The organism is Streptomyces sp. NPDC048370 (assembly GCF_043200825.1).
Classification (GTDB): Bacteria; Actinomycetota; Actinomycetes; order Streptomycetales; family Streptomycetaceae; genus Streptomyces.
On record NZ_JBICYI010000001.1, the window covers coordinates 807,318 to 831,878 of the forward strand.

General features: G+C 72.4%; 20 protein-coding genes and 1 pseudogene. 8 read left to right on the forward strand and 13 right to left on the reverse strand.

Annotated elements, in window-relative coordinates; genetic code table 11:
• Positions 1 to 244 precede the first annotated feature (244 nt).
• The 10 genes from ACGFYP_RS03465 to ACGFYP_RS03510 form a co-directional block, all read right to left on the reverse strand.
• Positions 245 to 1,249 carry a sugar phosphate isomerase/epimerase family protein gene (locus ACGFYP_RS03465; protein WP_393485858.1) on the reverse strand — a complete coding sequence of 335 codons (1,005 nt, stop codon included), beginning with the start codon at positions 1,247 to 1,249 and terminating at the stop codon, positions 245 to 247.
• 13 nt (positions 1,250 to 1,262) lie between these two features.
• Positions 1,263 to 2,414 carry a Gfo/Idh/MocA family protein gene (locus tag ACGFYP_RS03470; RefSeq protein WP_393486032.1) on the reverse strand — a complete coding sequence of 384 codons (1,152 nt, stop codon included), beginning with the start codon at positions 2,412 to 2,414 and terminating at the stop codon, positions 1,263 to 1,265.
• A 185-nt stretch (positions 2,415 to 2,599) separates the two neighbouring features.
• Entirely contained in the window at positions 2,600 to 3,637 is a 1,038-nt protein-coding gene (locus ACGFYP_RS03475) for a substrate-binding domain-containing protein (protein WP_393485860.1), read from the reverse strand.
• Between the two features lie 71 nt (positions 3,638 to 3,708).
• Positions 3,709 to 4,719, reverse strand: a complete 1,011-nt coding sequence (locus ACGFYP_RS03480) for an ABC transporter permease (protein ID WP_393485862.1) — start codon at positions 4,717 to 4,719, stop codon at positions 3,709 to 3,711.
• Positions 4,716 to 6,245: a sugar ABC transporter ATP-binding protein gene (locus ACGFYP_RS03485; protein ID WP_393485864.1), complete on the reverse strand. Its 1,530-nt coding sequence runs from the start codon at positions 6,243 to 6,245 to the stop codon at positions 4,716 to 4,718. The genes ACGFYP_RS03480 and ACGFYP_RS03485 overlap by 4 nt, the downstream gene beginning before the upstream one ends.
• A gap of 116 nt (positions 6,246 to 6,361) precedes the next feature.
• Positions 6,362 to 7,543 (reverse strand): ROK family protein, encoded by a 1,182-nt coding sequence (locus ACGFYP_RS03490; RefSeq protein WP_393485866.1) that lies wholly within the window; start codon positions 7,541 to 7,543, stop codon positions 6,362 to 6,364.
• Between the two features lie 267 nt (positions 7,544 to 7,810).
• Complete coding sequence (locus ACGFYP_RS03495; protein WP_393486034.1) at positions 7,811 to 8,458, reverse strand: class F sortase; 648 nt, start codon at positions 8,456 to 8,458, stop codon at positions 7,811 to 7,813.
• 77 nt (positions 8,459 to 8,535) lie between these two features.
• Complete coding sequence (locus ACGFYP_RS03500; RefSeq protein WP_393485868.1) at positions 8,536 to 9,231, reverse strand: hypothetical protein; 696 nt, start codon at positions 9,229 to 9,231, stop codon at positions 8,536 to 8,538.
• 155 nt (positions 9,232 to 9,386) lie between these two features.
• Complete coding sequence (locus ACGFYP_RS03505; protein WP_393485870.1) at positions 9,387 to 10,064, reverse strand: GntR family transcriptional regulator; 678 nt, start codon at positions 10,062 to 10,064, stop codon at positions 9,387 to 9,389.
• A 157-nt stretch (positions 10,065 to 10,221) separates the two neighbouring features.
• Complete coding sequence (locus tag ACGFYP_RS03510; RefSeq protein WP_393485872.1) at positions 10,222 to 11,169, reverse strand: beta-ketoacyl-ACP synthase III; 948 nt, start codon at positions 11,167 to 11,169, stop codon at positions 10,222 to 10,224.
• A gap of 220 nt (positions 11,170 to 11,389) precedes the next feature.
• On the opposite strand from ACGFYP_RS03510, the gene ACGFYP_RS03515 reads away from it, so the two are divergent.
• Genes ACGFYP_RS03515 through fdhD form a run of 5 tightly spaced genes read left to right on the forward strand, consistent with a single transcriptional unit; the run spans position 11,390 to position 18,013 of the window.
• Positions 11,390 to 12,376 carry a 2-dehydropantoate 2-reductase gene (locus ACGFYP_RS03515; RefSeq protein WP_361962854.1) on the forward strand — a complete coding sequence of 329 codons (987 nt, stop codon included), beginning with the start codon at positions 11,390 to 11,392 and terminating at the stop codon, positions 12,374 to 12,376.
• Positions 12,373 to 14,328, forward strand: a complete 1,956-nt coding sequence (locus ACGFYP_RS03520) for a molybdopterin oxidoreductase family protein (RefSeq protein ID WP_393485875.1) — start codon at positions 12,373 to 12,375, stop codon at positions 14,326 to 14,328. The genes ACGFYP_RS03515 and ACGFYP_RS03520 overlap by 4 nt, the downstream gene beginning before the upstream one ends.
• Complete coding sequence (locus ACGFYP_RS03525) at positions 14,309 to 16,303, forward strand: NADH-ubiquinone oxidoreductase-F iron-sulfur binding region domain-containing protein (RefSeq protein ID WP_393485877.1); 1,995 nt, start codon at positions 14,309 to 14,311, stop codon at positions 16,301 to 16,303. Before ACGFYP_RS03520 ends, ACGFYP_RS03525 begins: the two co-directional genes overlap by 20 nt.
• Positions 16,300 to 17,160, forward strand: a complete 861-nt coding sequence (locus ACGFYP_RS03530; RefSeq protein WP_393485879.1) for a 2Fe-2S iron-sulfur cluster-binding protein — start codon at positions 16,300 to 16,302, stop codon at positions 17,158 to 17,160. Before ACGFYP_RS03525 ends, ACGFYP_RS03530 begins: the two co-directional genes overlap by 4 nt.
• A 4-nt stretch (positions 17,161 to 17,164) precedes the next feature.
• Positions 17,165 to 18,013: a formate dehydrogenase accessory sulfurtransferase FdhD gene (gene fdhD / locus ACGFYP_RS03535; protein WP_393485881.1), complete on the forward strand. Its 849-nt coding sequence runs from the start codon at positions 17,165 to 17,167 to the stop codon at positions 18,011 to 18,013.
• Positions 18,014 to 18,170: 157 nt separating this feature from the next.
• Here fdhD and ACGFYP_RS03540 read toward each other — a convergent pair whose 3' ends face one another.
• The 3 genes and pseudogenes from ACGFYP_RS03540 to ACGFYP_RS03550 form a co-directional block, all read right to left on the reverse strand.
• Entirely contained in the window at positions 18,171 to 18,581 is a 411-nt protein-coding gene (locus ACGFYP_RS03540) for a (2Fe-2S) ferredoxin domain-containing protein (protein ID WP_393485883.1), read from the reverse strand.
• A gap of 26 nt (positions 18,582 to 18,607) precedes the next feature.
• Positions 18,608 to 18,817, reverse strand: a pseudogene (locus tag ACGFYP_RS03545) (isochorismatase family protein); the annotation flags it as partial.
• Positions 18,818 to 18,896: 79 nt separating this feature from the next.
• Entirely contained in the window at positions 18,897 to 19,958 is a 1,062-nt protein-coding gene (locus tag ACGFYP_RS03550; RefSeq protein WP_393485885.1) for a bile acid:sodium symporter family protein, read from the reverse strand.
• A 126-nt stretch (positions 19,959 to 20,084) separates the two neighbouring features.
• On the opposite strand from ACGFYP_RS03550, the gene ACGFYP_RS03555 reads away from it, so the two are divergent.
• From ACGFYP_RS03555 to ACGFYP_RS03565, 3 genes are all read left to right on the forward strand, one after another.
• Positions 20,085 to 20,951: a LysR substrate-binding domain-containing protein gene (locus ACGFYP_RS03555; RefSeq protein WP_393485887.1), complete on the forward strand. Its 867-nt coding sequence runs from the start codon at positions 20,085 to 20,087 to the stop codon at positions 20,949 to 20,951.
• A 408-nt stretch (positions 20,952 to 21,359) separates the two neighbouring features.
• On the forward strand, positions 21,360 to 23,189 hold the full coding sequence (locus ACGFYP_RS03560; RefSeq protein WP_393485889.1) for an AMP-dependent synthetase/ligase: 1,830 nt from the start codon (positions 21,360 to 21,362) through the stop codon (positions 23,187 to 23,189).
• A 110-nt stretch (positions 23,190 to 23,299) separates the two neighbouring features.
• Positions 23,300 to 24,550 (forward strand): ABC transporter substrate-binding protein, encoded by a 1,251-nt coding sequence (locus ACGFYP_RS03565; RefSeq protein ID WP_393485891.1) that lies wholly within the window; start codon positions 23,300 to 23,302, stop codon positions 24,548 to 24,550.
• The last annotated feature ends 11 nt before the right edge of the window (positions 24,551 to 24,561 follow it).

Genomic DNA, 24,561 nt, shown 5'->3' on the forward strand with positions numbered 1-24,561 from the left:
TGCGGGTGTCCGGGGACCGGCGCGCGCCGTCACGCTGGTCGCAACCATCGAGCTACGTCATGTACACATCAGGGGATACATCTGGGACCGTAGCGGGGTTCGTCCGGGGCGGAAAGGCCTTGCGCACTGCCCCTGTCGAACTTTTCACCGCGACAGGACAAAGCCGTCCGAGGGCACGGCGGAGCTGCCCGGGTGACGTCACCGCCACCCGGGCGTCCGCCTGTGCGCACCGGCCGACCTCAGCTCAGTCGCGGCCTCCGAAAGCCGCGTCGAAGGAGGCCGACGGCGGGTCGAAGTCGAACCGCTTGAGATGGGCAAGCGCTTCCGGAGCGCCGGTGAGACGGTCCATCCCGGCGTCCTCCCATTCGACCGAGATCGGCCCCGCGTATCCGATCGAGCGGAGCATCCGGAAGACGTCCTCCCACGGCACGTCACCGTGCCCGGCCGAGACGAAGTCCCAGCCGCGCCGGGGATCGCCCCACGGCAGGTGCGAGCCGAGCCGCCCGTTGCGCCCGTCGAGGCGCTTGCGGGCCTCCTTGCAGTCCACGTGGTAGATCCGGTCGCGGAAGTCCCAGAGGAAGCCGACCGGGTCCAGGTCCTGCCAGACGAAGTGGCTCGGGTCGAAGTTGAGGCCGAAGGCGGGACGGCGGTCCACCGCGTCGAGCGCCCGCTGCGTGGTCCAGTAGTCGTACGCGATCTCGCTCGGATGGACCTCGTGCGCGAAGCGCACGCCCTCGGCGTCGAAGACGTCCAGGATCGGGTTCCAGCGGTCCGCGAAGTCCTCGAAGCCGCGATCGACCATGCGCTCGGGGACCGGTGGGAACATCGCCACCAGATGCCAGATCGACGACCCCGTGAAGCCGATGACGGTGTCGACGCCGAGCGCGCCGGCGGCCCTGGCGGTGTCGGCCAACTCGCGCGCCGCCCGCCGCCGTACGCCTTCCGGCTCCCCGTCGCCCCAGATCCGGGCCGGCACGATCGCCTGGTGGCGCTCGTCGATGGGGTGGTCGCAGACCGCCTGGCCCACCAGATGGTTGGAGATCGCCCAGCACTCCAGGCCGTACTTCTCCAGGAGCGCGCGGCGGCCGTCGACGTAGGACGGGTCCGCAAGGGCCTTGTCGACCTCGAAGTGGTCGCCCCAGCAGGCGAGTTCGAGGCCGTCGTAGCCGAAGTCGCGGGCGAGCCGGCAGACCTCCTCCAGCGGCAGGTCGGCCCACTGGCCGGTGAAGAGGGTGAAGGGACGGGACACGGTCAACGGCCTCCTAGAGCGGTACGGGGGTGTAGACGGCGTTCTTCTCCGCGCTCTCCTCCACGGCGGCGAGGACCCGCTGGACCTGGAGGCCGTCGGCGAAGGACGGGGCGGGACCGGTCCCGGTCGCGACGGCGAGGACCAGGTCGCGGGCCTGGTGGACGAAGGTGTGCTCGTAGCCGAGCGCGTGACCGGGCGGCCACCAGCCCTCCAGGTACGGATGGTCCGGCTCGGTCACCAGGATCCGGCGGAAGCCCGCGGCGGCGGCCGGCTCGGTGTGGTCGTGGAAGGAGAGTTCGTTGAGCCGCTCCAGGTCGAAGGCGAGCGAACCCTTCTCGCCGTTGATCTCCAGACGCAGCGCGTTCTTGCGCCCCGCGGCCATCCGGGTCGCCTCGAAGGAGGCGAGCGCCCCGGACGCGAGCCGGCCGGTGAACAGCGCGGCATCGTCCACCGTCACCGCCCCGTACGCCCCGCCCGTGGCCGCCCCGGAGAGCCCGGCCGACACGCCCGCGAGCAGCGGCCGTTCCCGTACGAAGGTCTCGGTGAGCGCCGAGACCCCGACCAGGAGCTCCCCCGCGAGGTACTGGGCGAGGTCGACGGCGTGCGCACCGAGGTCGCCGAGGGCCCCGGACCCCGCGTGCGCGCGCTCCAGGCGCCAGGTCAGCGGGAAGCCGGGGTCGACGAGCCAGTCCTGCAGATACGTGACCCGTACGTGCCGCAGCGCCCCGAGCCTGCCCTCGGCGACAAGCCTGCGGGCGTACGCGATGGCCGGCACGCGCCGGTAGTTGAAGCCGACCATGGCGACCTGGCCACGGGCGGCCGCCGCCTCGGCCGCGGCGACCATGGCCTCGGCCTCGGCGACGGAGTTGGCGAGCGGCTTCTCGCACAGGACGTGCTTGCCCGCCTCCAGGGCGGCGACGGCGATCTCCGCGTGGCTGTCGCCCGGGGTGCAGACGTCCACGAGCTGCACGTCGTCGCGGGCGACGAGCGCCCGCCAGTCGGTCTCGGCGGCGGCCCAGCCGTGCTTGGCCGCCGCCGCCCGCACCGCGACCGGGTCACGTCCCGCGACGGCGGCGAGGACGGGCCGTAGCGGCAGGTCGAAGGCGCGCCCCGCGGTGCGCCACGCCTGGGAGTGGGCGGCGCCCATGAAGGCGTAGCCGACCATGCCGATGCCGAGCGTCGGCGCCGCGTCCGTGACCGCCGCGATCGACGCGGCCCCGGTCGTCGGCGTGGTCGTCGCCGTGGCCGGGTCGACCTCGTCGGCCTCGCTCTCCCGCTGTTCCATACGGTTCCTCCTCGTCGGTTGCACGGTGGGGGGTGCCGGGCTCGGGGCCGGCGGCCGGAGCCCGGTCAGCTGAAGCCGGTGGGCAGGTACTCGTCGACGTTCTCCTTGGTCACGACGGCCGAGTAGAGGGTGAGGGAGGCCGGGATCTCCAGCTCGGACAAGCCGCCGACGCCCTTCTTCTGGCCCAGCGCACGGGCCAGGTCGATGGCGGAGGCGGCCATGGTCGGCGGGTAGAGGACGGTGGCCTTGAGCACGCCGTCGTCGGCCTTGATGGCGTCCATCGCGGACTTGGCGCCCGCTCCGCCCACCATCAGGAAGTCCTTGCGGCCGGCCTGGGCGATGGCCCGCAGCGCGCCCACGCCCTGGTCGTCGTCGTGGTTCCACAGGGCGTCGAACTTCGGCTGCGCCTGCAGGAGTTGGGCCATCTTGGCCTGGCCGGACTCGACGGTGAAGTCGGCCGCCTGGCGGGCCACCTTGCGGATGTTGGGGTAGTTCTTGAGGGCGTCGTCGAAGCCCTGGCTGCGCTGCTTGGTCAGCTCCAGGCTGTCCATGCCGGCGAGTTCGATCACCGTGGCGTTCGGCTTGTCCTTGAGTTGCTCGCCGATGTAGCGGCCGGCGTTGAGCCCCATGCCGTAGTTGTCGCCGCCGATCCAGCAGCGGTACGCCTGCGGGGAGGCGAAGACGCGGTCCAGGTTGATGACGGGGATGCCGGCCTTCATGGCCTGCAGGCCGACCTGCGTGAGCGCCTTGCCGTCGGCGGGCAGGATGACCAGGACGTCGACCTTCTTGTTGATGAGGGTCTGGATCTGGCCGATCTGGACGGCGGTGTCGTTGGAGCCCTCGGTGATCTCCAGGGTGACCTCGGAGTACTTCTTCGCCCGCTCCTTGGCGTTCTGGTTGATGGCGTTGAGCCAGCCGTGGTCGGCCTGGGGGCCGGCGAAGCCGATGGTGACGGGGGTGCCGGGCTTGTCGTCGGCGGCGGGCACGTTGCTCGCGACCGGGGCCGCGTTCTTGGGCTCGTTGCTGGTACAGGCGGTGAGGAGGGCTCCCGCGGAGACGGCGGCGGTGCCGAACAGCAGTCCTCTACGGCTGGTTTCTGGCATGGCGATGGATCCCTTCGGGGGGTCAGGGAGATTCGGGCCGGGGGGATGGAGCGGTGGGGTGGGGCGCGGGGTCAGGTGGCCTCGCCGTGGCGGGCCGTGCGGTGCTGGACCAGGACGGCGGCGACGATGATCGCGCCCTTGGCGATCTGCTGGACGTCGCTCTGCAGGTTGTTGAGGGCGAAGATGTTGGTGATCGTGGTGAAGACGAGGACACCGAGGACGGAGCCGACGATGGTGCCCCGGCCCCCGCTGAGGAGGGTCCCGCCGATGATCGCGGCGGCGATGGCGTCGAGTTCGTAGAGGTTGCCGTTGGTGTTCTGGCCGGAGCCGGACAGGATGATCAGCAGGAAGGCGGCGATGCCGCAGCACAGACCGGAGAGCAGGTAGAGGTAGAGGCGCTGGCGGCGGACGTCGATACCGGCGAGTCGGGCGGCCTCCGCGTTGCCGCCGACGGCGATCGTGCGGCGGCCGAAGGTGGTGCGGTTGAGAACCAGCCAGCCGAGGACCGTGACGGCGGCGAAGACGAGGACCAGCGGCGGGATCCCCAGGATGTAGGCGTCGGGGATGCCGAGGTCGAGGACGGAGTCGACGGTGACGATCTGCGTCCGGCCGTCGGTGATCTGCAGGGCTAGACCGCGGGCCGAGGCGAGCATGGCGAGGGTCGCGATGAACGGCACCATCCCGCCGTACGCCACGAGCAGCCCGTTCACCAGGCCGCAGCCCACGCCCACGACGACGGCCGTGAAGAGGATGCCGGCGAATCCGTACTCCTGTGTCGCCAGCGTCGTCGCCCACACGGAGGCGAGGGCGACGATCGCGCCGACCGAGAGGTCGATGCCGCCACTGGTGATGACGAAGGTCATGCCGACGGTGACGACACCGATGACGGAGGCCTGGGTGAGCACGAGTTGGAGGTTGGAGACGGCGAGGAACTCGTCGGGGCGGGTGAGGCCGCCGACCGCGATCAGTACGGCGAGCACGCCGAGCAGGGAGAGGTTGCGGACGTCGGCCCGCAGACCGAGCGGGCGCCGGCCGCCGTCCTGCGCGGACGCCTCGGTGGTCTTGGCGGTGGACAGCGTCATGAGCGGGGGCTCCCTTCCAACACGAGGTCGAGTACGCGGTGTTCGTCGAGCTCGCGGGCGGGTGCCGTGTGGACGACACGGCCCTCCCTGAGCACCAGGACACGGTCGGCCAGGCCCAGGACCTCGGGCACTTCGCTCGACACGAGGAGGACGGCGAGGCCGTCGTCGGCGAGGCGGCGGATGACGGCGTACAGCTCGGCGCGGGCGCCGACGTCGACGCCCCGGGTCGGCTCGTCCAGGAGCAGCACGCGGCAGCCGCGCAGCAGCCAGCGGGCCAGGACGGCCTTCTGCTGGTTGCCGCCGGAGAGGGTACGGATCGGGGCGTCGGGGTTATCGGGCCTGAGCGACAGCTCCCGGGTGGCGGCCCGGGCGGCCTCGCGTTCGTCGTCACGGTCGATCCAGCCGGCGCGCGCGAAGCGGGCGAGCGTGGAGACCGAGACGTTGCGGGTGACGGACTCCAGCATCAGCAGGCCCTGGGCCTTGCGTTCCTCGGGGGCGAGACCGAGCCCGGCGCGGACGGCTGCCCGGACGCTGCCGGGGCGCAGCGCGCGGCCGTCGACGAGGACCCGGCCCGCGGTGGCCTTCCGGGCGCCGTAGATCGTCTCCAGGATCTCGGAACGGCCCGAGCCGACGAGCCCGGCGAGGCCGACGATCTCCCCGGGCCGCAGTTCGAGGTCGACGGGGGCGAACTCGCCCTCCCTGGCGAGGCCTTGGACCTGGAGCACGGGTACGGCGGCGGGCGGTTCGGCGGGGCGCGGCGGGAAGACGTACTCGACGTTCCGGCCGGTCATCAAGGCAACGATGTCACGCGTCGGGGTCGAGGCCGCGGGCAGTCCGCCGGCGACGGCACGGCCGTCCTTGAGGACGGTGACCCGGTCGCCGATCCGGCGGATCTCCTCCAGGCGGTGGGAGATGTAGACGACGGCGACGCCTTCGGCGGTGAGGTCGGCGACGATACGGAAGAGGTTGTCGACCTCGTCCGGGTCGAGGGCGGCGGACGGCTCGTCCATGACGATGAGCCGGACGTCGTGGGAGAGGGCGCGGGCCATCGAGACGATCTGCTGCTGCGCGGCGGAGAGTTGGCCGACGCGGCGGGCGGGGTCGATCTCGGGGTGGCCGAGCCGGCGGAGCAGCGCGGCCGTGGTCGTCCGGGCGGCGCGGCCCCGGACGACGAATCCCGCCGTGGTGGGTTCGTGGCCGAGGTGGACGTTCTCGGCGACGGAGAGCCCTTCGACCAGGTCGAGTTCCTGGTAGATGGTGGCGATGCCGAGGCGCATGGCGGCGATCGGGGAGCGGAGCTGGACGGGTTCGCCGCGCCAGGTGATCCGGCCGCCGTCGGGCTGGTGGGCGCCGGCGAGGACCTTGATGAGGGTGGACTTCCCGGCGCCGTTCTGGCCGAGGAGGCAGTGGACCTCGCCGGGGGCGACCTCCAGGTCGACGCCGTCGAGGGCGCGGACGCCGGGGAAGGACTTGGTGATGCCGGACATGGTGAGCAGGGGTGGGGGCGCTTGAGGCTCTTGAGGCATGGGTGAGGTCCCCTCGGCGGAATGCGGGTGTGCGCCTGAGCGGGTGCTGACTGACGTGGTGCGGGTGGAGCGGGGCCCGTGGGAGCGGGCCGGTGGGCACGGACCGCCGGCGGGGGCTACGCCGGGGAGAAGAGGTGGTCGCTGATGAGGCGGGCCGCGCCGGTCACTCCGGCGGTCTGGCCCAACTCACCGAGGACGATGGGGAGGTTGCCGGTGGCCAGCGGGAGGGACTGCCGGTAGACCTGGGTGCGGACACTGGCGAGGAGGTTGTGACCGAGGCCGGTGACCCCGCCGCCGATCACCACCAGACCGGGATTGAAGAAGCTGACGAGTCCGGCGATGACCTGCCCGACCCGGTTGCCGCCCTCACGGATGAGCGCGAGCGATGTGGCGTCCCCCGCGGCGGCCGCCGCGGCGACGTCGACCGCCGTGAGCCTGCCGGCCGCCGCGAGGCGTCCGGCGAGCTCCTCCGACCGGCCCGCGCGCGCCGCGTCCTCGGCGTCACGGGCCAGGGCGGCGCCGCTGAAGTGGGCTTCCAGGCAGCCCTTGTTGCCGCACGCGCAGGAGCGGCCGTCGGGTTCCACCTGGATGTGCCCGATGTCGCCCGCGCTGCCCGTCGTACCGCGGTAGACGTCCCCGCCCACGACGATGCCGCAGCCGATGCCGGTACCGATCTTGACGCAGAGGAAGTCGCCGACCGAGCGGGCGACGCCCGCGTGCTGCTCGCCCATGGCCATGAGGTTCACGTCGTTGTCGACCATGACCGGGCAGCCGAGTTCCTGGCTGAGCGCCTCCCGTACGGGGAAGCCGTCCCAGCCGGGCATGATCGGCGGCGCGACCGGAATGCCCTCGGGGAAGCGGACCGGTCCTGGGACGCCGACGCCGGCGCCGTCGAACCCTTCGGCGAGGCCGGAGGCGCGCAACTTGGCGGCCATGGCGAGGGCTTGCTCGAAGACGGCGACGGGGCCCTCACGGACGTCCATGGGGTGGTTGAGATGTCCGAGCACCTCCAACTCGGCGTTGGTGACGGCCACGTCGATGGACGTGGCGCCGATGTCGACGCCGAGGAAGCGGAGTTCGGGGGCGAGCCGGATGTTGTGCGAACGGCGACCGCCGCGCGAGGCGGCGAGGCCGTCCGCGACGACGAGGCCGGTGTCGAGGAGCCGGTCCACCTCGACGGCGAGCCTGGAGCGGGACAGGTCGATCTGATCGCCCAGCTGCGCACGGGAGTTGGGGCCTCCGTCGCGCAGCAGACGGAGCAGTCGCGCCTGGTGCGCGTTGGCGGGTCGTGCGGTCATGCGTCTCACGCGCCCCTCCCCTAGCGAGTCGGCGAAGCCCGTCGGTCGGCTCTCCGCCGGGCTTTCGAGGGGAACGTAGCAGTGGTGTCCGGGAGTGGGAAGAAGTCGCGCAAGGATCCGTGCAGACTTTTTCCCGGGGAAGGACAAAGCCCGGGTGGGGACGGCGGATGCCTGTCGACCGGCCAGGAGCGACCGGCCAGGGTCGGCGGTGGGGATCGGGCGTGGGGGTCAACCTTGGGGGTCGGCGGTGGGGATCGGGCGTGTGGGTCAGCGCACTTCGACCAGGCGGGCGGAGACGACGACGTTGCCGTCGTACCCCCGCTGCCGGGAGAAACCTCCGCCGCAGGTGAGGACGCGCAGCTCGGGGTAGGGCGTCGCCCGGTAGATCCGCTCGGCAGGGAAGCCCTCCTTGGGGACGACCTCGATGCCGTACACGGAGAAGACGGCGGTCCTGCCGTCCTGGCGGACGACCTCGACGCGGTGGCCCTTGGCCAGCGCCCCGACGTCGTAGAAGACGGCCCGTCCGTCCGGGGTGTCGACATGGCCGACGACGACCGCCGTGCCCTTCTCCCCCGGTGTGACGGCACCGGTGAACCAGCCGGCGAGGTTCGTCTCGTACGCGGGCGGTGTGTCGATCCATCCCTCGGCGTCGAGTCCGACGGCCGTGACGGGCGCGTCGATGCGGACGGCGGGCATGCGCACCCGGGCGGGTCGTGAGGCGGGCAGCGGGTCGGGGACGTTGACGGGGGCGACGGCGACGGCGTGGTCCGGGGCCGCGGCGGCGAGTGGCTGGGGCGGGCCTCCGGCGGGCCACTCCTCCGTACCGCCACGGACGAGATGGACGCCGACGAGCAGGACGACGATGACGACGCCCCACGCGCCGCGCCTGGACGTCCTGTTCGGCCCCTGCACGATGTGCGCTCCCGGTTCCCGCTGTACGTGATGGCGCTCCTCCGCCCCGGACCTCGTCACCCCAGGGCGGAGGAGCCGTTTCAGGCGCGGTCGTCGGCGCGGCGGCGGCGCAGCAGGACGCCGCCCGCGCCGAGCGCGCCCGCGATCAGCGCGGTGCCCGTGACGACCTCGGGAGTGCCCATGGCGTCTGCCCCGCCGCCGAAGCCGGCCTTGACGCCCTTGTGCGCGCCGGTGTCGGTGCCGCCGCTGTCGCGGCCGCCCGTCTCGTGGCCACCTGTCTCGTGGCCGCCCGTCTCGTGGCCGCCCGTGGAGCCGCCGGCGATGGTGAGGGGGGTGGTGCCCTTCTCGCCCTTGCAGTCGAAGGTCACCTGGTACTCGGCGCCGACCTTGGCGTCGGCATCGACCTTGGCGGTGCCCGCCCGCCCCTCGTTGAGCGTGACGGGGTCGAAGACCCCGGAGGTGACGGTCACGGAGGGGACCTCGCAACCGTCGGACTTCAGCGTGACCGTGCCGCCCGGGGCGACCGTCGAGGGCGAGACGGAGAATCCGAAGGAGGTGATGTCGTGGCCGGTGCCCTCGCCGGTGACGTCACCGCTGCCCGGACCACTCCCCGGACCGCTGCCCGTGGCGTTGCCCGCGGCCTCGCCCCACGGGCCCGCGCCGTCGCCCGCAACGTCGCCCCACGGGTCCTCGTCGGCCGCCCCGGCCGTCGGCGCGGCCAGGCAGAGGGCTGCGGTGGCGAGCAGGGCCGTGGCGGCACCACGTATCGCGCGCATGGCGACCGATCCTCCCGATCACGCGAGGGGCGCGCGGCGGACGGTTCCGCGTACGGCACGAGAGACCCTCGACCCGTCCGAAGCTAGGGCGGGCCCGGGGCCCCCGCCACCGGGCTCCGCCGAACGGGTGGAAGCGGCGGCGCAGGCCGCGCACTTCAGCCCTGACTGTGCTCCCGGTACGTCGTGCGGGTGTGTTCCGTGTGGGCGCGCATGACCGTCGTCGCGAGGGACTCGTCGCGGGCCGCGATCGCGGCGATCAGCTGCCGGTGCTCCTTCCAGGACTGCTCGCCGCGCTGCCGGGCGACCGGCGTGTAGTACCAGCGGACGCGGCGGTCGACCTGGCCGGCCAGTTCGGAGAGCACGAGGTTTCCGGCCAGTTCCATGACCTTGGCGTGGAAGGCCGCGTTCGTCGCCACGGCCAGGTCGACGTCGTCGTCCGCCACGGCCTGCTCGCCCCGCGCGCAGAGCTCCTCGAGCGCGGCGATCCCGGCCGAGCCGGAGTTGGCGGCGGCGAGCCGGGCGGCTTCGGCCTCCAGGAGCGTACGGACGGAGAGCAGCTGGTCGGCCTCCTCGTCGGTCGGCTCGTGGACGAAGGCCCCCTGCGCGGGGCGCAGATCGACCCAGCCCTCGGTGTTCAGCCGCTGGAGCGCCTCGCGGACCGGCTGGCGGGAGACACCGAGGTGCCCGGCGAGTTCGCTCTCGACCAGGTGCTGACCGGGACGCAGGGCACGGGTCGTGATCAGTTCGAGCAGCGCTTCGTAGACCCGGTCGCGCAGCGGCCCCGGCCGCTCCAGCCGGGGCACGGCCCCTTGCGGCAGTCCTGCGGACAACATCGCAGCCCCCTCGTACGCCGTAGGCGATCACCATGAATTGGCTATCGTCTACAGTCTACCGACGCACAAGTCCAGGCATGCGGCCCTCCGCGATCTCGGCCGAAACGCCCCCTGCCGCGCTGAAAACGCCCCCTGCGAACGCCCCCTGCCCCGTGGACTACGGGACCCGGACGACCTGGCCCGCGTACGAGAGGTTGCCGCCGAAGCCGAAGAGCAGGGTCGGCGCCCCGGACGGGAGCTCCCCGCGCTCGACCAGCTTGGCGAGGGCGAGCGGGATCGAGGCGGCCGAGGTGTTGCCGGACTCGACGACGTCCCGGGCCACCACCGCGTTGACCGCGCCGATCTTCGCGGCGAGCGGCTCGATGATCCGCAGGTTGGCCTGGTGCAGCACGACGCCGGCGAGGTCCTCGGGCGCGATCCCCGAGCGCTCGCACGCCTGGCGGGCGAGGGCGGGCAGCTGCTGGGTGGCCCAGCGGTAGACGGACTGGCCCTCCTGCGCGAAGCGCGGCGGGGTGCCCTCGATCCGGACGGCGTGGCCCATCTCCGGGACGGACCCCCACAGCACCGGGCCGATGCAGGGCTCGGCGTCGTCCGCCACGGCCTCGACGATCGCCGCGCCCGCGCCGTCGCCGACGAGGACGCAGGTCGTGCGGTCGGTCCAGTCGGTGATCTCGGTCATCTTGTCGGCGCCGATGACCATGGCGCGGCGGGCGCCCCCGGCACGGATCGCGTGGTCGGCGGTGGCGAGGGCGTGCGTGAAGCCCGCGCAGACCACGTTGAGATCCATGGTGGCGGGCGAGGCCATGCCGAGCCGGGCGGCGACGCGGGCCGCGGTGTTGGGCGAGCGGTCGATCGCCGTGGAGGTCGCGACGAGGACCAGGTCGATGTCGGCGGGGCCGAGGCCCGCGGCGGCGAGCGCCTTGCCGGCGGCGTGCGCGGCGAGTTCGTCGACCGGTTCGTCGGGTCCTGCCATGTGGCGGGTCCTGATGCCGACGCGGCTGGTGATCCACTCGTCGCTGGTGTCGACGAGCGCGGCCAGGTCGCTGTTGGTGAGCACCTTGGCGGGCTGATAGTGCCCGAGCGCGGCGATACGAGTGCCCGTCATGCTCGGGACCCCCTTGGGTTCAAGTGGAAGCAGGACCTCCCATCCTGACCAGCGACTGATCGGTAACCAGGCACGTAAACCACCAAGATTCGCCCGTAGGTGTTGGGAGACCGTGACAACGGACGTTTCCGCGCCCCTTGTCGACCCCACCTCCATACTGTAGACAATATTTCGTCTACACCTCCTTTTCCGGTTCTCTCGACCGAACGGAGATCCGCACGTGAAGGTCGCAGTCCTCGGCGCCGGTGCGATCGGCGCCTATGTCGGAGCCGCGCTCGACCGCGCCGGCGCCGATGTCCATCTGATCGCCCGTGGACCGCATCTCGCGGCCATGAGACAGCACGGCGTGCGGGTCGAGAGCCCGCGCGGCGATTTCACCGCCCGGGTGCACGCCACCGACGACCCGGCCGACATCGGCCCCGTCGACTACGTCTTCCTGGGCCTGAAGGCCCACGCGTACGCGGCGTGCGGGCCGCTCGTCGCACCGCTCCTGCACGACACCACGGCGGTCGTCGCCGCCCAGAACGGCATCCCCTGGTGGTACTTCCACCGGCACGGCGGCCCGCACGACGGCCATCGCGTCGAGAGCGTCGACCCGGGCGGCGCGGTCTCGGCCGTCCTCGCCCCCGAACGGGCCATCGGCTGCGTCGTCTACGCGGCCACCGAGCTGAGCGGCCCCGGCGTCGTCCGTCATCTGGAGGGCACCAGGTTCTCCATCGGGGAGCCCGACCGGACGGCGTCCGAGCGGTGCGGGACGTTCGCGGAGGCGATGCGCGCCGGGGGTCTGAAGTGCCCCGTCGAGGCGGAACTGCGCCACGACATCTGGATCAAGCTGCTCGGCAACATCTCCTTCAACCCCATCAGCGCGCTCGCCCGGGCGACGATGCGCCAGATGTGCCGGCACGGCGGTACGCGGCAGGTGATCGAGCAGATGATGCACGAGACCCTGGCCGTCGCCGCCGCCCTCGGCTGCCGCCCCGACATCTCCGTCGAGCGCCGCCTCGCCGGGGCGGAGCGGGTCGGCGACCACCGCACCTCCACCCTCCAGGACCTGGAGGCGGGCAAGCCCCTGGAGTTGGACGTGCTCCTCGCGGCCGTGGTGGAGCTCGCGGCCGTCACCGACGTACCGGTGCCGACGCTCCGTACCGTCCACGCCCTGTCGGACCTGCTCGCCGACCCGACCAGCCAGTCCAGGAGCACGGCATGAAGAACACGAGGAAGCGGAACCGCGACCCGAAGACGTACACCCGGCTGACCCACCCGCTCGTACGGGACGAGAAGGGCGGGCCGCTGCGGCGGGCGAGCTGGGACGAGGCCCTTGAGCGCGCGGCGGCCGGATTCCGGGCGGCGCGGGGCGCGTTCGGGATGTTCTCCTGCGCGCGGGCGACCAACGAGATGAACTACGTGGCGCAGAAGTTCGCGCGGGTGGTGATGGGCACGAACGACGTCGACTCCTGCAACCGGACGTGTCACGCGCCGAGCGTCGCCGGGCTCTCGGCGGTCTTCGGCTCGGGCGGCGGCACGTCCTCGTACGAGGAGATCGAGCACACCGACGTCATCGTGATGTGGGGCTCCAACGCCCGCTTCGCGCACCCGATCTTCTTCCAGCACGTGCTGAAGGGGATCCGGAACGGAGCGCGGATGTATGCGGTCGATCCGCGCCGCACCTCGACCGCCGAGTGGGCCGAGAGCTGGCTCGGGCTCGACGTCGGCACCGACATCCCGCTCGCCCACGCCGTCGGCCGCGAGATCATCCACGCGGGCCTGTACAACCGGGCGTTCGTGGAGCGGGCGACGAGCGGCTTCGAGGAGTACCGCGAGCTCGTCGAGCCGTGGACGCTCACGGCGGCCTCGAAGCTGACGGGCGTACCGGCCGCCGCGATACGGGAGTTGGCGCACGCCTTCGCCCGGGCCGAGCGGGCCCAGCTGTGCTGGACGCTCGGCATCACCGAGCACCACAACGGCACCGACAACGTCCGGGCGTTGATCAACCTGGCGCTGCTGACCGGGCACGTGGGGCGGTACGGCTCCGGGGTGCAGCCGCTGCGCGGCCAGAACAACGTGCAGGGCGGCGGGGACATGGGCGCCATCCCGAACCGGCTGCCCGGCTTCCAGGACATCCTGGACGCGGGGGTGCGGGCGAAGTTCGAGTCCTTCTGGGGCACGGAGATCCAGCCCCGGTACGGGCGGACGCTGACCGAGATGTTCGAGGCGATGGAGAGCGGCGAGCTGCGGGCCGTGTACTGCGTCGGCGAGAACCCGGCGCAGTCGGAGGCGGACAGCGCGCAGGCGATGGCACGGCTCGCGAAGCTGGACTGCCTGGTGGTGCAGGACATCTTCCTGACGAGGACCGCCGAGTTCGCGGACGTGGTCCTGCCGGCGACGGCGGCCTGGTGCGAGACGGACGGCACGACGACCAACAGCGAGCGGCGCGTGCAGCGGGTCCGGAAGGCGGTACGGCCGCCGGGCGAGGCCCGCGAGGACATCGACATCATCTGCGAGCTGGCGCGGCGGCTCGGCCACGAGGAGTGGGCGTACTCGGACGCCGAGACCGTCTGGAACGAGCTGCGGGCGCTGTCGCCGGACCACTGGGGCATGACGTACGACCGCCTGGAGCAGCACCAGGGCATCCAGTGGCCGTGCCCCGACCTGGAGCGGCTCGAACCGTCCTTCCTGCACGGCAGGTTGTGGGAGTCGGACCCCGAACGCCGGGGCGCGCGCGCCCCGTTCGGGCTGGTGCGCCACGATCCGCCGGTCGATCTGACGGACGAGCGGTATCCGATCCGGCTGACGACCGGACGGCGGCTCGACTCGTACAACACCGGGGTGCAGAGCGGGAGTTTCGCCTCGCCGCTGCGGCGCGGGGAGTACGTGGAGCTGTGCCCGGAGGACGCGGAGCGGTACGGGGTCGCGGTGGGCCAGGAGGTCCGGGTGATCTCGCGGCGCGGCTCGGTGGTGGCGCCGGTGTGGGTGGACCCCGCGCTGCGGCCGGGGCTCGCGTTCATGACGATGCACTTTCCGGACGAGGTCGACACCAACCAGCTGACGATCGAGGCGAACTGTCCGATCGCGGGCACGGCCGAGTTCAAGGCATCGGCGATACGGATCGAGAAGCCGGCGGACGAGAGGGTGGGCTCCGATGGATCTGCGCTTCGGTGACGGCAAGCCGTCGGACGAGGAACGGGAGGCCGTGGACGCGGTCCTCGGCCCGCCGGAGTCGGCCTGGGAGGGCGCGGACGACCGCTCGGCCGCAGACCTGCGGTGGGCGCGCGGCGGGCGGGAGGCCCGGGAGCGCAGGGACCTGCTGCTGCCGGGGCTGCACGCGCTCAACGACCGGGTGGGGTGGATCAGCGAAGGGGGCCTGGCCTATCTGTGCCGGCGCCTGACGGTGCCGCCGGCGGAGGCGTACGGGGTGGCCACGTTCTACGCGATGTTCGCGGTACGCCCGCGTCCGGCGCAGGTCCTCCACGTCTGCACGGACCTGGCGTGCGCGGCCCGCGGATCGGCGGCCCTGACGGAAGGCCTCACGGCCGAGGGCGTTCCCTTTGAGGCCAGCCCGTGCCTGGGCTTGTGCGAGCGGGCCCCGGCGGCGCTGGTGGTGCGGGCGGGGGTGGGGGCGCCGGTGTGCGCGCCTGCGGCGGGCTCTTTCCCCACCCCGCCCCTTCCCGAACTGGGGGCAAGCCCCCAGCCCCCCGTACGGCCTGCGGCCGTGTCCTCAAACGCCGGACGGGCTGATTTTTCAGCCTCGCCGGCGTTTGAGGCGCGGGGTCTGGGGCGGAGCCCCAGTTCGGGAAGGGGCGGGGTGGGGGAAGACCGACACGCCACCGCCGTCGTCGCGCCCGCGACCCCCGGCGCCGTCTCGGCCGCCGCCCGCGCGCCGCACGACGCGCCGCCCGAGCCCGGCGCCGCGGACGCCGTGCCGCAGGCCGGGCAGGACGGGCTCGTACTCCTTCGGCGCGTCGGGGTCGTCGACCCGTACAGCGTGGACGACTACCGGGCCCACGGAGGGTACGTCGCGCTGCGGCGGGCGTTCGCGCTCGGGCCCGCCGGGGTGATCCGGGAGGTCACCGAGTCCGGGCTCGTCGGGCGGGGCGGGGCCGCGTTCCCCACGGGGCGGAAGTGGCAGGCGACGGCCGCCCAGCCCGACGGCCCCCACTACGTCGTGTGCAACGCCGACGAGTCGGAGCCGGGGACCTTCAAGGACCGGGTCGTCATGGAGGGCGACCCCTACGCGCTCGTCGAGGCGATGACCGTCGCCGGGTACGCCGTCGGCGCGCACCGGGGCTACCTCTACCTCCGGGGTGAGTACCCCCGTGCGTACGAGAGGCTCACCCACGCCCTCGACGAGGCCCGCGCCCGCGGTCTCCTCGGCGACGACGTCCTCGGCAGCGGTTTCGCCTTCGACATCGAGATCCGGCGCGGTGCGGGCGCGTACATCTGCGGCGAGGAGACCGCCCTCTTCAACTCGATCGAGGGCTACCGGGGCGAGCCCCGCTCCAAGCCGCCGTTCCCCGTCGAGAAGGGCCTCTTCGGCAAGCCCACCGCCGCCAACAACGTCGAGACGCTCGTGAACGTGCTCCCGATCCTGACCCGGGGCGCCGAGGCCTTCCGGGCGGGCGAGACCAAGCTCTTCTGCGTCTCGGGCAACGTCGCGCGCCCGGGCGTGTACGAGCTCCCGTTCGGCGCCACCCTCGGCGAACTCCTCGACCTGGCCGGTCCGCCCGACACCCTGCGCGCGGTCCTCCTCGGCGGTGCGGCGGGCGGCTTCGTCCGCCCGGACGAGCTGGACATCCCGCTCACCTTCGAGGGCACCCGCGCCGCCGGCACCACCCTCGGCTCGGGGGTGGTCCTCGTCCTGGACGAGTCCGTGGACCTGCCGCGGATCCTGCTGCGCATCGCCGAGTTCTTCCGCGACGAGTCCTGCGGCCAGTGCGTGCCCTGCCGGGTCGGCACGGTCCGCCAGGAGGAGGCGCTGCACCGCGTCAAGGACCGTACGGGCGCCGCCGCGGGCGCCGACATCGCCCTGCTGCGCGAGGTCGGACAGACCCTGCGCGACGCCTCGATCTGCGGTCTCGGCCAGACCGCGTGGAACGCCGTCGAGTCCGCCATCGACCGTCTGGGGGTCTACAAGTGACCACGGTTCCCCTCGCACCGCCCCGCCGCCTCCTGGAGTTCACGCTCGACGGCGCCCCCGTCCGCGTCCCCGAGGGCGCCACGATCCTCGACGCCTGCCGCGCGGCCGGTACGGACGTGCCGACGCTCTGCCACGGCGACACGCTCACCCCGAAGAACGCCTGCAGGCTGTGCGTGGTCGAGGTCGAGGGGGCAAGGACGCTCGCCCCGGCCTGCTCGCGCCGCGCCGAGCCCGGGATGGTCGTACGCACCGACACCGATCGCACCCGCCACAGCCGCAAGGTCGTCCTGGAGCTGCTCGCCTCCTCGGTGGACCTCTCCACCACGCCGGGCGCCGCCGAGTGGATCAAGGAGTACGGTGCGGAGCCCGACCGCTTCGGGCCGGAGGCTCGCCGCCTCGGGGAGGAGCCGCGCGTCGACAACGACCTCTACGTCCGCGAGTACGACAAGTGCGTCCTCTGCTACAAGTGCGTCGACGCCTGTGGCGAGCAGTGGCAGAACTCGTTCGCGATCTCCGTCACCGGCCGCGGCTTCGACGCCAGGATCGCGGTGGAGCACGACGGGCCGCTCACCGAGTCCGCGTGCGTGTACTGCGGCAACTGCGTCGAGGTCTGTCCGACGGGCGCGCTGAGCTTCAAGCGGGAGTTCGACATGCGCGCGGAGGGCACCTGGGACGAGGCGGCGCAGACGGAGACGACGACGGTCTGCGCGTACTGCGGGGTGGGTTGCAACCTCACCCTGCATGTTCAGGACAACGAGATCGTGAAGGTCACCTCACCGCACGACAACCCGGTGACCCATGGCAACCTCTGTATCAAGGGCCGTTTCGGCTTCCAGCACGTACAGAATCGGGTGTAACCACATGGGACGGGTCACCGAACGACGGCGCGTCATCCGGATCCGGGGCGCGGCCGTCAACGAGCGCCCGGACACGCTGGTGGCCGAGGAGCCGCTGGAGATCCGGCTGAACGGCCGGCCGCTCGCGATCACGATGCGCACGCCCGGCGACGACTTCGCCCTCGCCGCCGGGTTCCTGGTCAGCGAGGGGGTGCTCGGCGCCGCATCCGACGTACGGAACATCGTGTACTGCGCGGGCGCCAAGGACGACGGCACGAACACGTACAACGTGGTGGACGTCCAGCTGGCGCCCGGGGTCCCCGTCCCGGACATCACCCTCGAGCGGAACGTGTACACGACGTCCTCGTGCGGGCTGTGCGGCAAGGCCAGCCTCGACGCGGTCCGCACCACGGCACGCTTCCCGATCGCCGACGCTCCCCCGGTCCGGCTGACGCCCGAGCTCCTGGCCCGCCTCCCCGACCGGCTGAGGGCCGCGCAGCGGGTCTTCGACCGGACCGGGGGGCTGCACGCGGCAGCGCTGTTCTCGGAGGAGGGCGAGCTGCTCGACGTACGGGAGGACGTGGGCCGGCACAACGCGGTGGACAAGCTGGTGGGCCGGGCCCTGACCGACGGTCGGCTGCCGCTGTCCCGGGCGGTCCTGCTGGTCTCGGGCCGGGCCTCGTTCGAGCTGGCCCAGAAGGCGGTGATGGCGGGCATCCCGGTGCTCGCCGCGGTCTCGGCGCCGTCCTCGCTGGCCGTGGACCTGGCCGCGGAGACGGGCCTCACGCTGATCGGCTTCCTGCGCGGGCAGGACATGAACGTGTACGCGGGCGAGCACCGGATCGCCCTCGGGGCCGCGGCCGCGCACGGCTGACCGGGCGCCGCCCGCCGCACGGGTCGGGCCATCGGCCGGCGGGGAGCGCCCCCTGCGCCGGCCGGTCCCGCACCCTCCCACCGGGTGATCAGTACCCCGCCGGGGTGAGGCGAGCCCCCGACGGGCCGTACTCCCATGGGGCCCGGCCCGCTCGGCCTCAGCGACGGCGTCGGGGCGTGGAGGCCTCCACGGCGGGCGGGTCGATCATCTGCAGCGCGAGCGTGGCCGGCGGTTCGGCGATGCCGGGGCCGCCCGCGGCCGTCCAGGCCAGGATGTCGTCGAGGCAGTCGTCGTCCGTGGCGAACCCGATCCAGGCGGCGCGCCCGCCCCTGCGGCGGCCCTCGGTGGAGGGCTGGACGACGACGATGTTGGCCTGTGCGCACGGGCCGAGGCAGTCGCTGGTACGGACCGACAGCCGGCCCCCGGACTCCGCGGCCGCGTGGCGGAGCCGGGCGAGCTGGCCCGCGTGGTCGACGCCCGGGTTCTTGCCCGCGTCCCCGCAGCAGCAGCCGCGGCAGACGACGAGGGAGCAGGGGCGGGCGCCGTACCGTATCGGGACGGGGGTCACTCGGGTCCGTCCAGGGTGATCGCGTCGAGGTCGCTGCCGGGCGGCTGGGTCTCGACGTTCGGCCGCTCGACCCTGATGTGGACGACGGGCGCTCCGGCGGCGCGGAAGGTCTCGGCGAGCCGGGTCGCGGCGGTGACGACGTCGGTTCCGGGGCGGGGGGCGAGGGGCAGCGCGACGATGCGTTCCATCAGGTCGACGAGGACGAGTGCGCTGCGGCCGGGATCGAGTGCGGGCATGGGAGCACGGTAGCGGGCCCGTTGATCTTCACGGCGGGGGCGGGGGCCTGATCCCGCCACCCCCGCGTGCGCGTCGCGGTCAGCCCCGGCTCGCCACGGCTTCCGGCTCCGGCTTCGTCTCCGGCTCCGACACCGAATCCGACTGGGGCTTCGGTTCCGGCTGGACCTCCGGGTCGCGGGCGCGGCGCTTCGCGATCACCGCGCAGACCATCAGCTGCATCTGGTGGAAGAGCATCAGCGGCAGGACCGCGAGCGCGGCCTGCGGCCCGAAGAGCACGCTCGCCATCGGGAGCCCGGCAGCCAGGCTCTTCTTCGAGCCCGCGAACTGGATCGCGATCCGGTCCCCCCGGTCGAAGCCGAGCCGCCGCGCGCCGAACCAGGTCAGCGACAGCATCACGGCGAGCAGGACCGCCTCGACCACGATGAGGAGCCCCAGCCGCGCGGGAGTGACCTGGTGCCAGATGCCGGCGACCATGCCGTGGCTGAACGCCGTGTAGACGACGAGCAGGATCGAGCCCCGGTCCACGTACCCCAGCATCTTCTTGTTCCGCAGGACGAACCCGCCGACCCAGCGCCGCAGCAGCTGCCCCGCCAGGAACGGCACGAGCAGCTGGAGCACGATCTCCGTCAGCGAGTCGGCGGAGAAGCCGCCGGCCGTGGAGCCCAGCAGCAGCGCGGCGAGCAGCGGGGTGAGCACGACACCGGCGAGGGAGGAGAAGGAGCCCGCGCAGATCGCGGCCGGAACGTTGCCCCGGGCCATCGAGGTGAACGCGATCGAGGACTGGACGGTGGACGGCACCAGGCAGAGGAAGAGCAGGCCGCTGTAGAGCGGAGGCGTGAGAACGGCCGGTACGAGACCCTTCGCCGCGAGCCCGAGGAGGGGGAAGACGACGAAGGTGGCCGCGAGGACGGTGACGTGGAGCCTCCAGTGCCGGAGCCCGTCCAGCGCCTCGCGGGTGGAGAGCCGGGCGCCGTAGAGGAAGAAGAGCAGGGCGATGGCCGTCGTCGAGGCGCCGTCGGCGACCGTCGCGGCGCCGCCCGAGGCGGGCAGCAGGGCCGCGAGGCCCACCGTTCCGAGGATCGCCAGGATGTACGGCTCGATCGGCAACCAGGACGGGAGGAGGGTCGTACGGCGGCTCATGTGCTCCACTGCTCTCGGACGAAAGATCCTGCCTCCCCATCCTGCTCCGCGCGGCGGCGATCGGGAATCCCGTACAGCGCTCTGACTGTCATCACGGAACGCGATGACCCGCGATAGCCTGGCCGTGTGTACGATCCGGCGCAGCTCCGCACCTTCCTCGCAGTCACCGAGACCCTGAGCTTCACCCGGGCCGCCCGCCGGCTCGGCGTCCGGCAGTCGACCGTGAGCCAGCACGTGCGGCGCCTGGAGGACGCCACCGGGCGTCCGCTCTTCACGCGGGACACCCACAGCGTGGAGCTGACGGAGGACGGCGAGGCGATGCTCGGCTTCGCCCGGACGATCCTGAGCGCCCACGAGCGGGCCGCCGCCTTCTTCACCGGGACCCGGCTGCGCGGTCGGCTGCGCTTCGGCGCCTCGGAGGACTTCGTGGTGACCCGGCTGCCGGAGATCCTGGAGTCTTTCCGGCGCGAGCACCCCGAGGTGGACCTGGAGCTGACCGTCGAGCTGTCCGGGACGCTCAACAGCCGCCTGGAGGCCGGGCGGCTCGACCTGATCCTGGCGAAGCGGCGGGCCGAGGAGAGCGGGGGCGAGCTGGTCTGGCGGGACTCGCTGATCTGGATCGGCGCGCCGCGGCTACGGCTCGACCCGGACCGCCCCGTGCCGCTGATCGTCTTCCCGTCGCCGGGCATCACCCGGGCCCGGGCGCTCGAAGCCCTGGAGGCGCACGGCCGGGCGTGGCGGATCGCGTGCACGAGCAGCAGCCTGAGCGCCAACATCGCGGCGGCCCGGGCCGGGCTCGGGGTGATGGCGCACACCCGCGGGCTCGTGCCGCCCGGTCTGACGCGGCTGCCCGCCCGGGCGGGCCTTCCGGACCTGGGCGACGTCGACTTCGTGCTGCGCACGGGCCGGCGGCCCGGTTCGGCCCAGGAGGCGGCCGACGCGCTGGCCGCCGCGATCCTGGCGGGCGGCGTCCGGCTGCACCGGCCCGACTGACCGGCCGCCGAGCGCCGCCACCCCGGTCACGCGGTCCGTCGGGCCGCCGGTCTCGGGTCGTACGTCGCGGACCGTACGTCGCGGACCGCCCGTCGCGGACCGCCCGTCGCGGGCCGCCCGTCGCAGGCGTCCGTCGCGGCCGCCCGTCAGGCCGTCCGTCGCAGGCCGTTCCTCGGGCGCGTGAACGTGAGCGGCCGGTACAGATTCCGTGGAGATTGCGCCCCGCCCTACTTACTCCACGGTCAGTAACCACCCCCGGCGGCCCGTCACTTGCCCCCTCCCCCTCCCCTGACCTGTGACAACACCCAATGTCCCGGCTTGGTGAAGGCCCTCCCGCCCGCCAGTCGGGTGGGGTACCGTCACCCGCGCCGTACGGAGCGCGACAGCGAGCGTTCGAGGAGCAGGTCATTGCGCGAGTTCACCGTGCCGCCCATCGAGGCGGCGCCTCAGGTCGGCGGTCTGGCGGACGCCGTGTTCGACCGTGCCGAGCAGACCCCCGACCATGTCGCGCTCGGCCGCAAGGACGCCACCGGGCAGTGGCGTGACGTGACGTCGGCGCAGTTCCGGGACGAGGTGCTCGCGCTCGCGAAGGGCCTGATCGCGCACGGCGTACGGTTCGGCGACCGGGTCGCCATCATGGCCAGGACCCGCTACGAATGGACCCTGTTCGACTTCGCGCTCTGGGCGCTCGGCGCCCAGCCGGTGCCGATCTACCCGACCTCATCGGCCGAGCAGGTCTACTGGATGCTGCACGACGCCGAGGTCACCGCCTGCGTGGTGGAGTCCGAGGACCACGCGATGACGATCGGTTCGGTGATCGACCGGCTGCCCCGGCTCCAGCGGCTCTGGCAGCTGGACGCGGGCGACGGCGCGGTCGCCGAACTGACGGCGGCGGGCAGGGAGATCGACGAGGACATCGTGCAGCGGCACCGCCGGGCGGTGACGCCCGAGTCCGTGGCGACGATCATCTACACCTCGGGCACCACGGGCCGCCCCAAGGGCTGTGTCATCACGCACTCCAACTTCATGTTCGAGACGGACATGCTGACCGGCCGTTGGGAGCCGGTCTTCCACTCCAAGCCGGGCGACGAGGCCTCGACGCTGCTCTTCCTGCCGCTCGCCCACGTCTTCGGGCGGATGGTGGAGGTGGCGGCGATCCAGAGCGGGGTGAAGCTGGGCCACCAGCCCGTCCTGCAGGCGGCCGCGCTCCTGCCGGACCTGGCGGCCTTCCGGCCCACGTTCATCCTGGCCGTCCCTTACGTCTTCGAGAAGGTCTTCCACGCCGCCCGCCGCCGGGCGGAGAGCGAGGGGAAGGCGGGGCCCTTCGACAAGGCGGTCGACGTGGCGGTCAAGTACGCGGAGGCGGCGGAGCACAAGGCCTTCGGGCTCGGCCCGGGTCCTTCGGCCGCGCTGCGGATGCAGCACCAGTTCTTCGAGAAGGTCGTGTACGGGAAGGTCCGCGAGGCCATGGGCGGGCGGGTCCGGCACGCGATGTCGGGCGGCTCGGGCATGGACCGGCGGCTCGGGCTCTTCTTCGAGGGCGCGGGGGTGACCGTCTTCGAGGGGTACGGCCTCACCGAGTCCTCGGCGGCGGCCACCGCCAATCCGCCCGAGCGGGTCAGGTACGGGACGGTCGGGCAGCCCGTGCCGGGGACGACGGTGCACATCGCCGAGGACGGGGAGGTGTGGCTGTACGGCGGCCAGATCTTCTCGGGGTACCTCAACAATCCGCAGGCGACCGCCGCCGTCCTCAACGACGGCTGGCTGGCGACCGGGGACCTGGGCGCCCTCGACGAGGACGGCTATCTGACGATCACCGGACGGAAGAAGGAGATCCTGGTGACCTCCGGCGGAAAGAGCGTCTCGCCGGCGGGACTCGAGGAGCGGGTACGGGCGCATCCGTTGATCGCCCAGTGCATCGTGGTGGGCAACGACCGGCCGTACATCGCCGCTCTGGTGACGATGGATCAGGAGGCGGTGGAGCACTGGCTGGCGATGCAGGGGCGCGCGCCGCTGCCACCGGCCGAGTTGGTGCGCGATCCGAGCCTGGAGATGGAGATCCGGCGGGCCGTTGTCGCGGCCAACACCCTTGTCTCACAGGCGGAGTCCATCCGGACGTTCCGGATACTGGCCCATCCCTTCAGCGAGGAGCACGGCTTGCTCACACCCTCGCTGAAGCTGAAGCGGAAGGCCATCGAGCAGGCCTACGCGACGGAGGTCGAGGCGCTGTACGGCTGACCGGGGCGACGGCCAAACACTTCTGACGCATCATCAATTGACGCTGCATCAGTTATTGACGGTTCATCAGCACGGTCACAGAATGCGGTCACCCGACGGAGGGATCGCCCGTGCCTCGACCGTTGCGCACCATCGCAGCCACCTTCACGTTGCTTCTCGTCACCGCCTGCAACTCCGCCTCAAGTGGCGGTACGACCACCTCCTCCTCGGTACGCGGAGTCACCGCCGACACGATCAAGGTCGGCGGCATCGTCTCCATGACCACCGCGAGCGGCTACTCCAAGAAGGACACCGACCTCGGTGCCCGGGCCCGCTACGACCGGGCCAACGCCGAGGGCGGGATCAACGGCCGGAAGATCGACTACCTCGGCGCGGAGGACGACGGCCAGGACCCGGCCAAGAACCTCGCCGCGGCCCGCAAACTCGTCCAGCAGGACAAGGTCTTCGCCGTCTCCCCCATGAGCTCCGTGACCTTCGCGGGAGCGGACTTCCTCAACGGCCAGAAAGTCCCGACCGTGGGCTGGGGCACGCTCCCTTCGTTCTGCGGCCCCGAGTACATCTACGGCTTCAACGGCTGCCTCGTCCCCACCCCCGGCGGCACCCTCAACCAGACCTGGCCCGAGGGCCTCGCCGCCGTCCTCGGCGGCGCGCGCGGCAAGTCGGTCGCGCTGATCGCGGGCGACAACGACGCCGGCAAGTTCGGCATCCGTACCTTCACCCAGGGCTTCAAGGCGGCCGGTTTCCAGGTCCCGTACGCCAAGGCCGTGGTGCCCGCGACCTCGATGCCCAGCGACTGGTCGGCGTACACCAAGGAGATCCTGCGCTCGGGCCCCGGCGGCGGCGCGCCCGACGCCGTCGTCTCGGTGATGCAGACGCCGTACAACATCGGCCTGTTCACCGCGCTCAAGCGCTCCGGCTACAAGGGCGTGATCTCCGACCCGACGGACTACGACCCCGGGCTGCTCGCCAAGGACGCGACGAAGCAGGCGCTCGACGGGGTGCACGTGCTGCTGCAGTTCCAGCCGTTCGAGGCGGACAGCCCCGCGATGCGGCAGTTCAAGGCGGACATCAGGAAGGCCGCGGGCGGCAAGGACATCCCCCTGAACATGCATATGCTCACGGGCTACATGTCGGCCGATCTCTTCCTCTCCATCGCCGCGAAGGCGGGCAAGGAGCTCTCCGTCGAGTCCTTCCAGAAGGCCGCCGCCGGGTTCTCCGACACCGGGACGCTCGTCGGCGACCGCGCCGAGCCCAAGGGGCAGAAGGAGAGCTTCGGCTGCGGGGCGCTCGTCCGGCTGAAGAACGGACGGTACGAGGTGGTCGTGCCGTTCAAGTGCTACCCGCCGATCCCGTTCGGCTGAGGGGCGCGTTC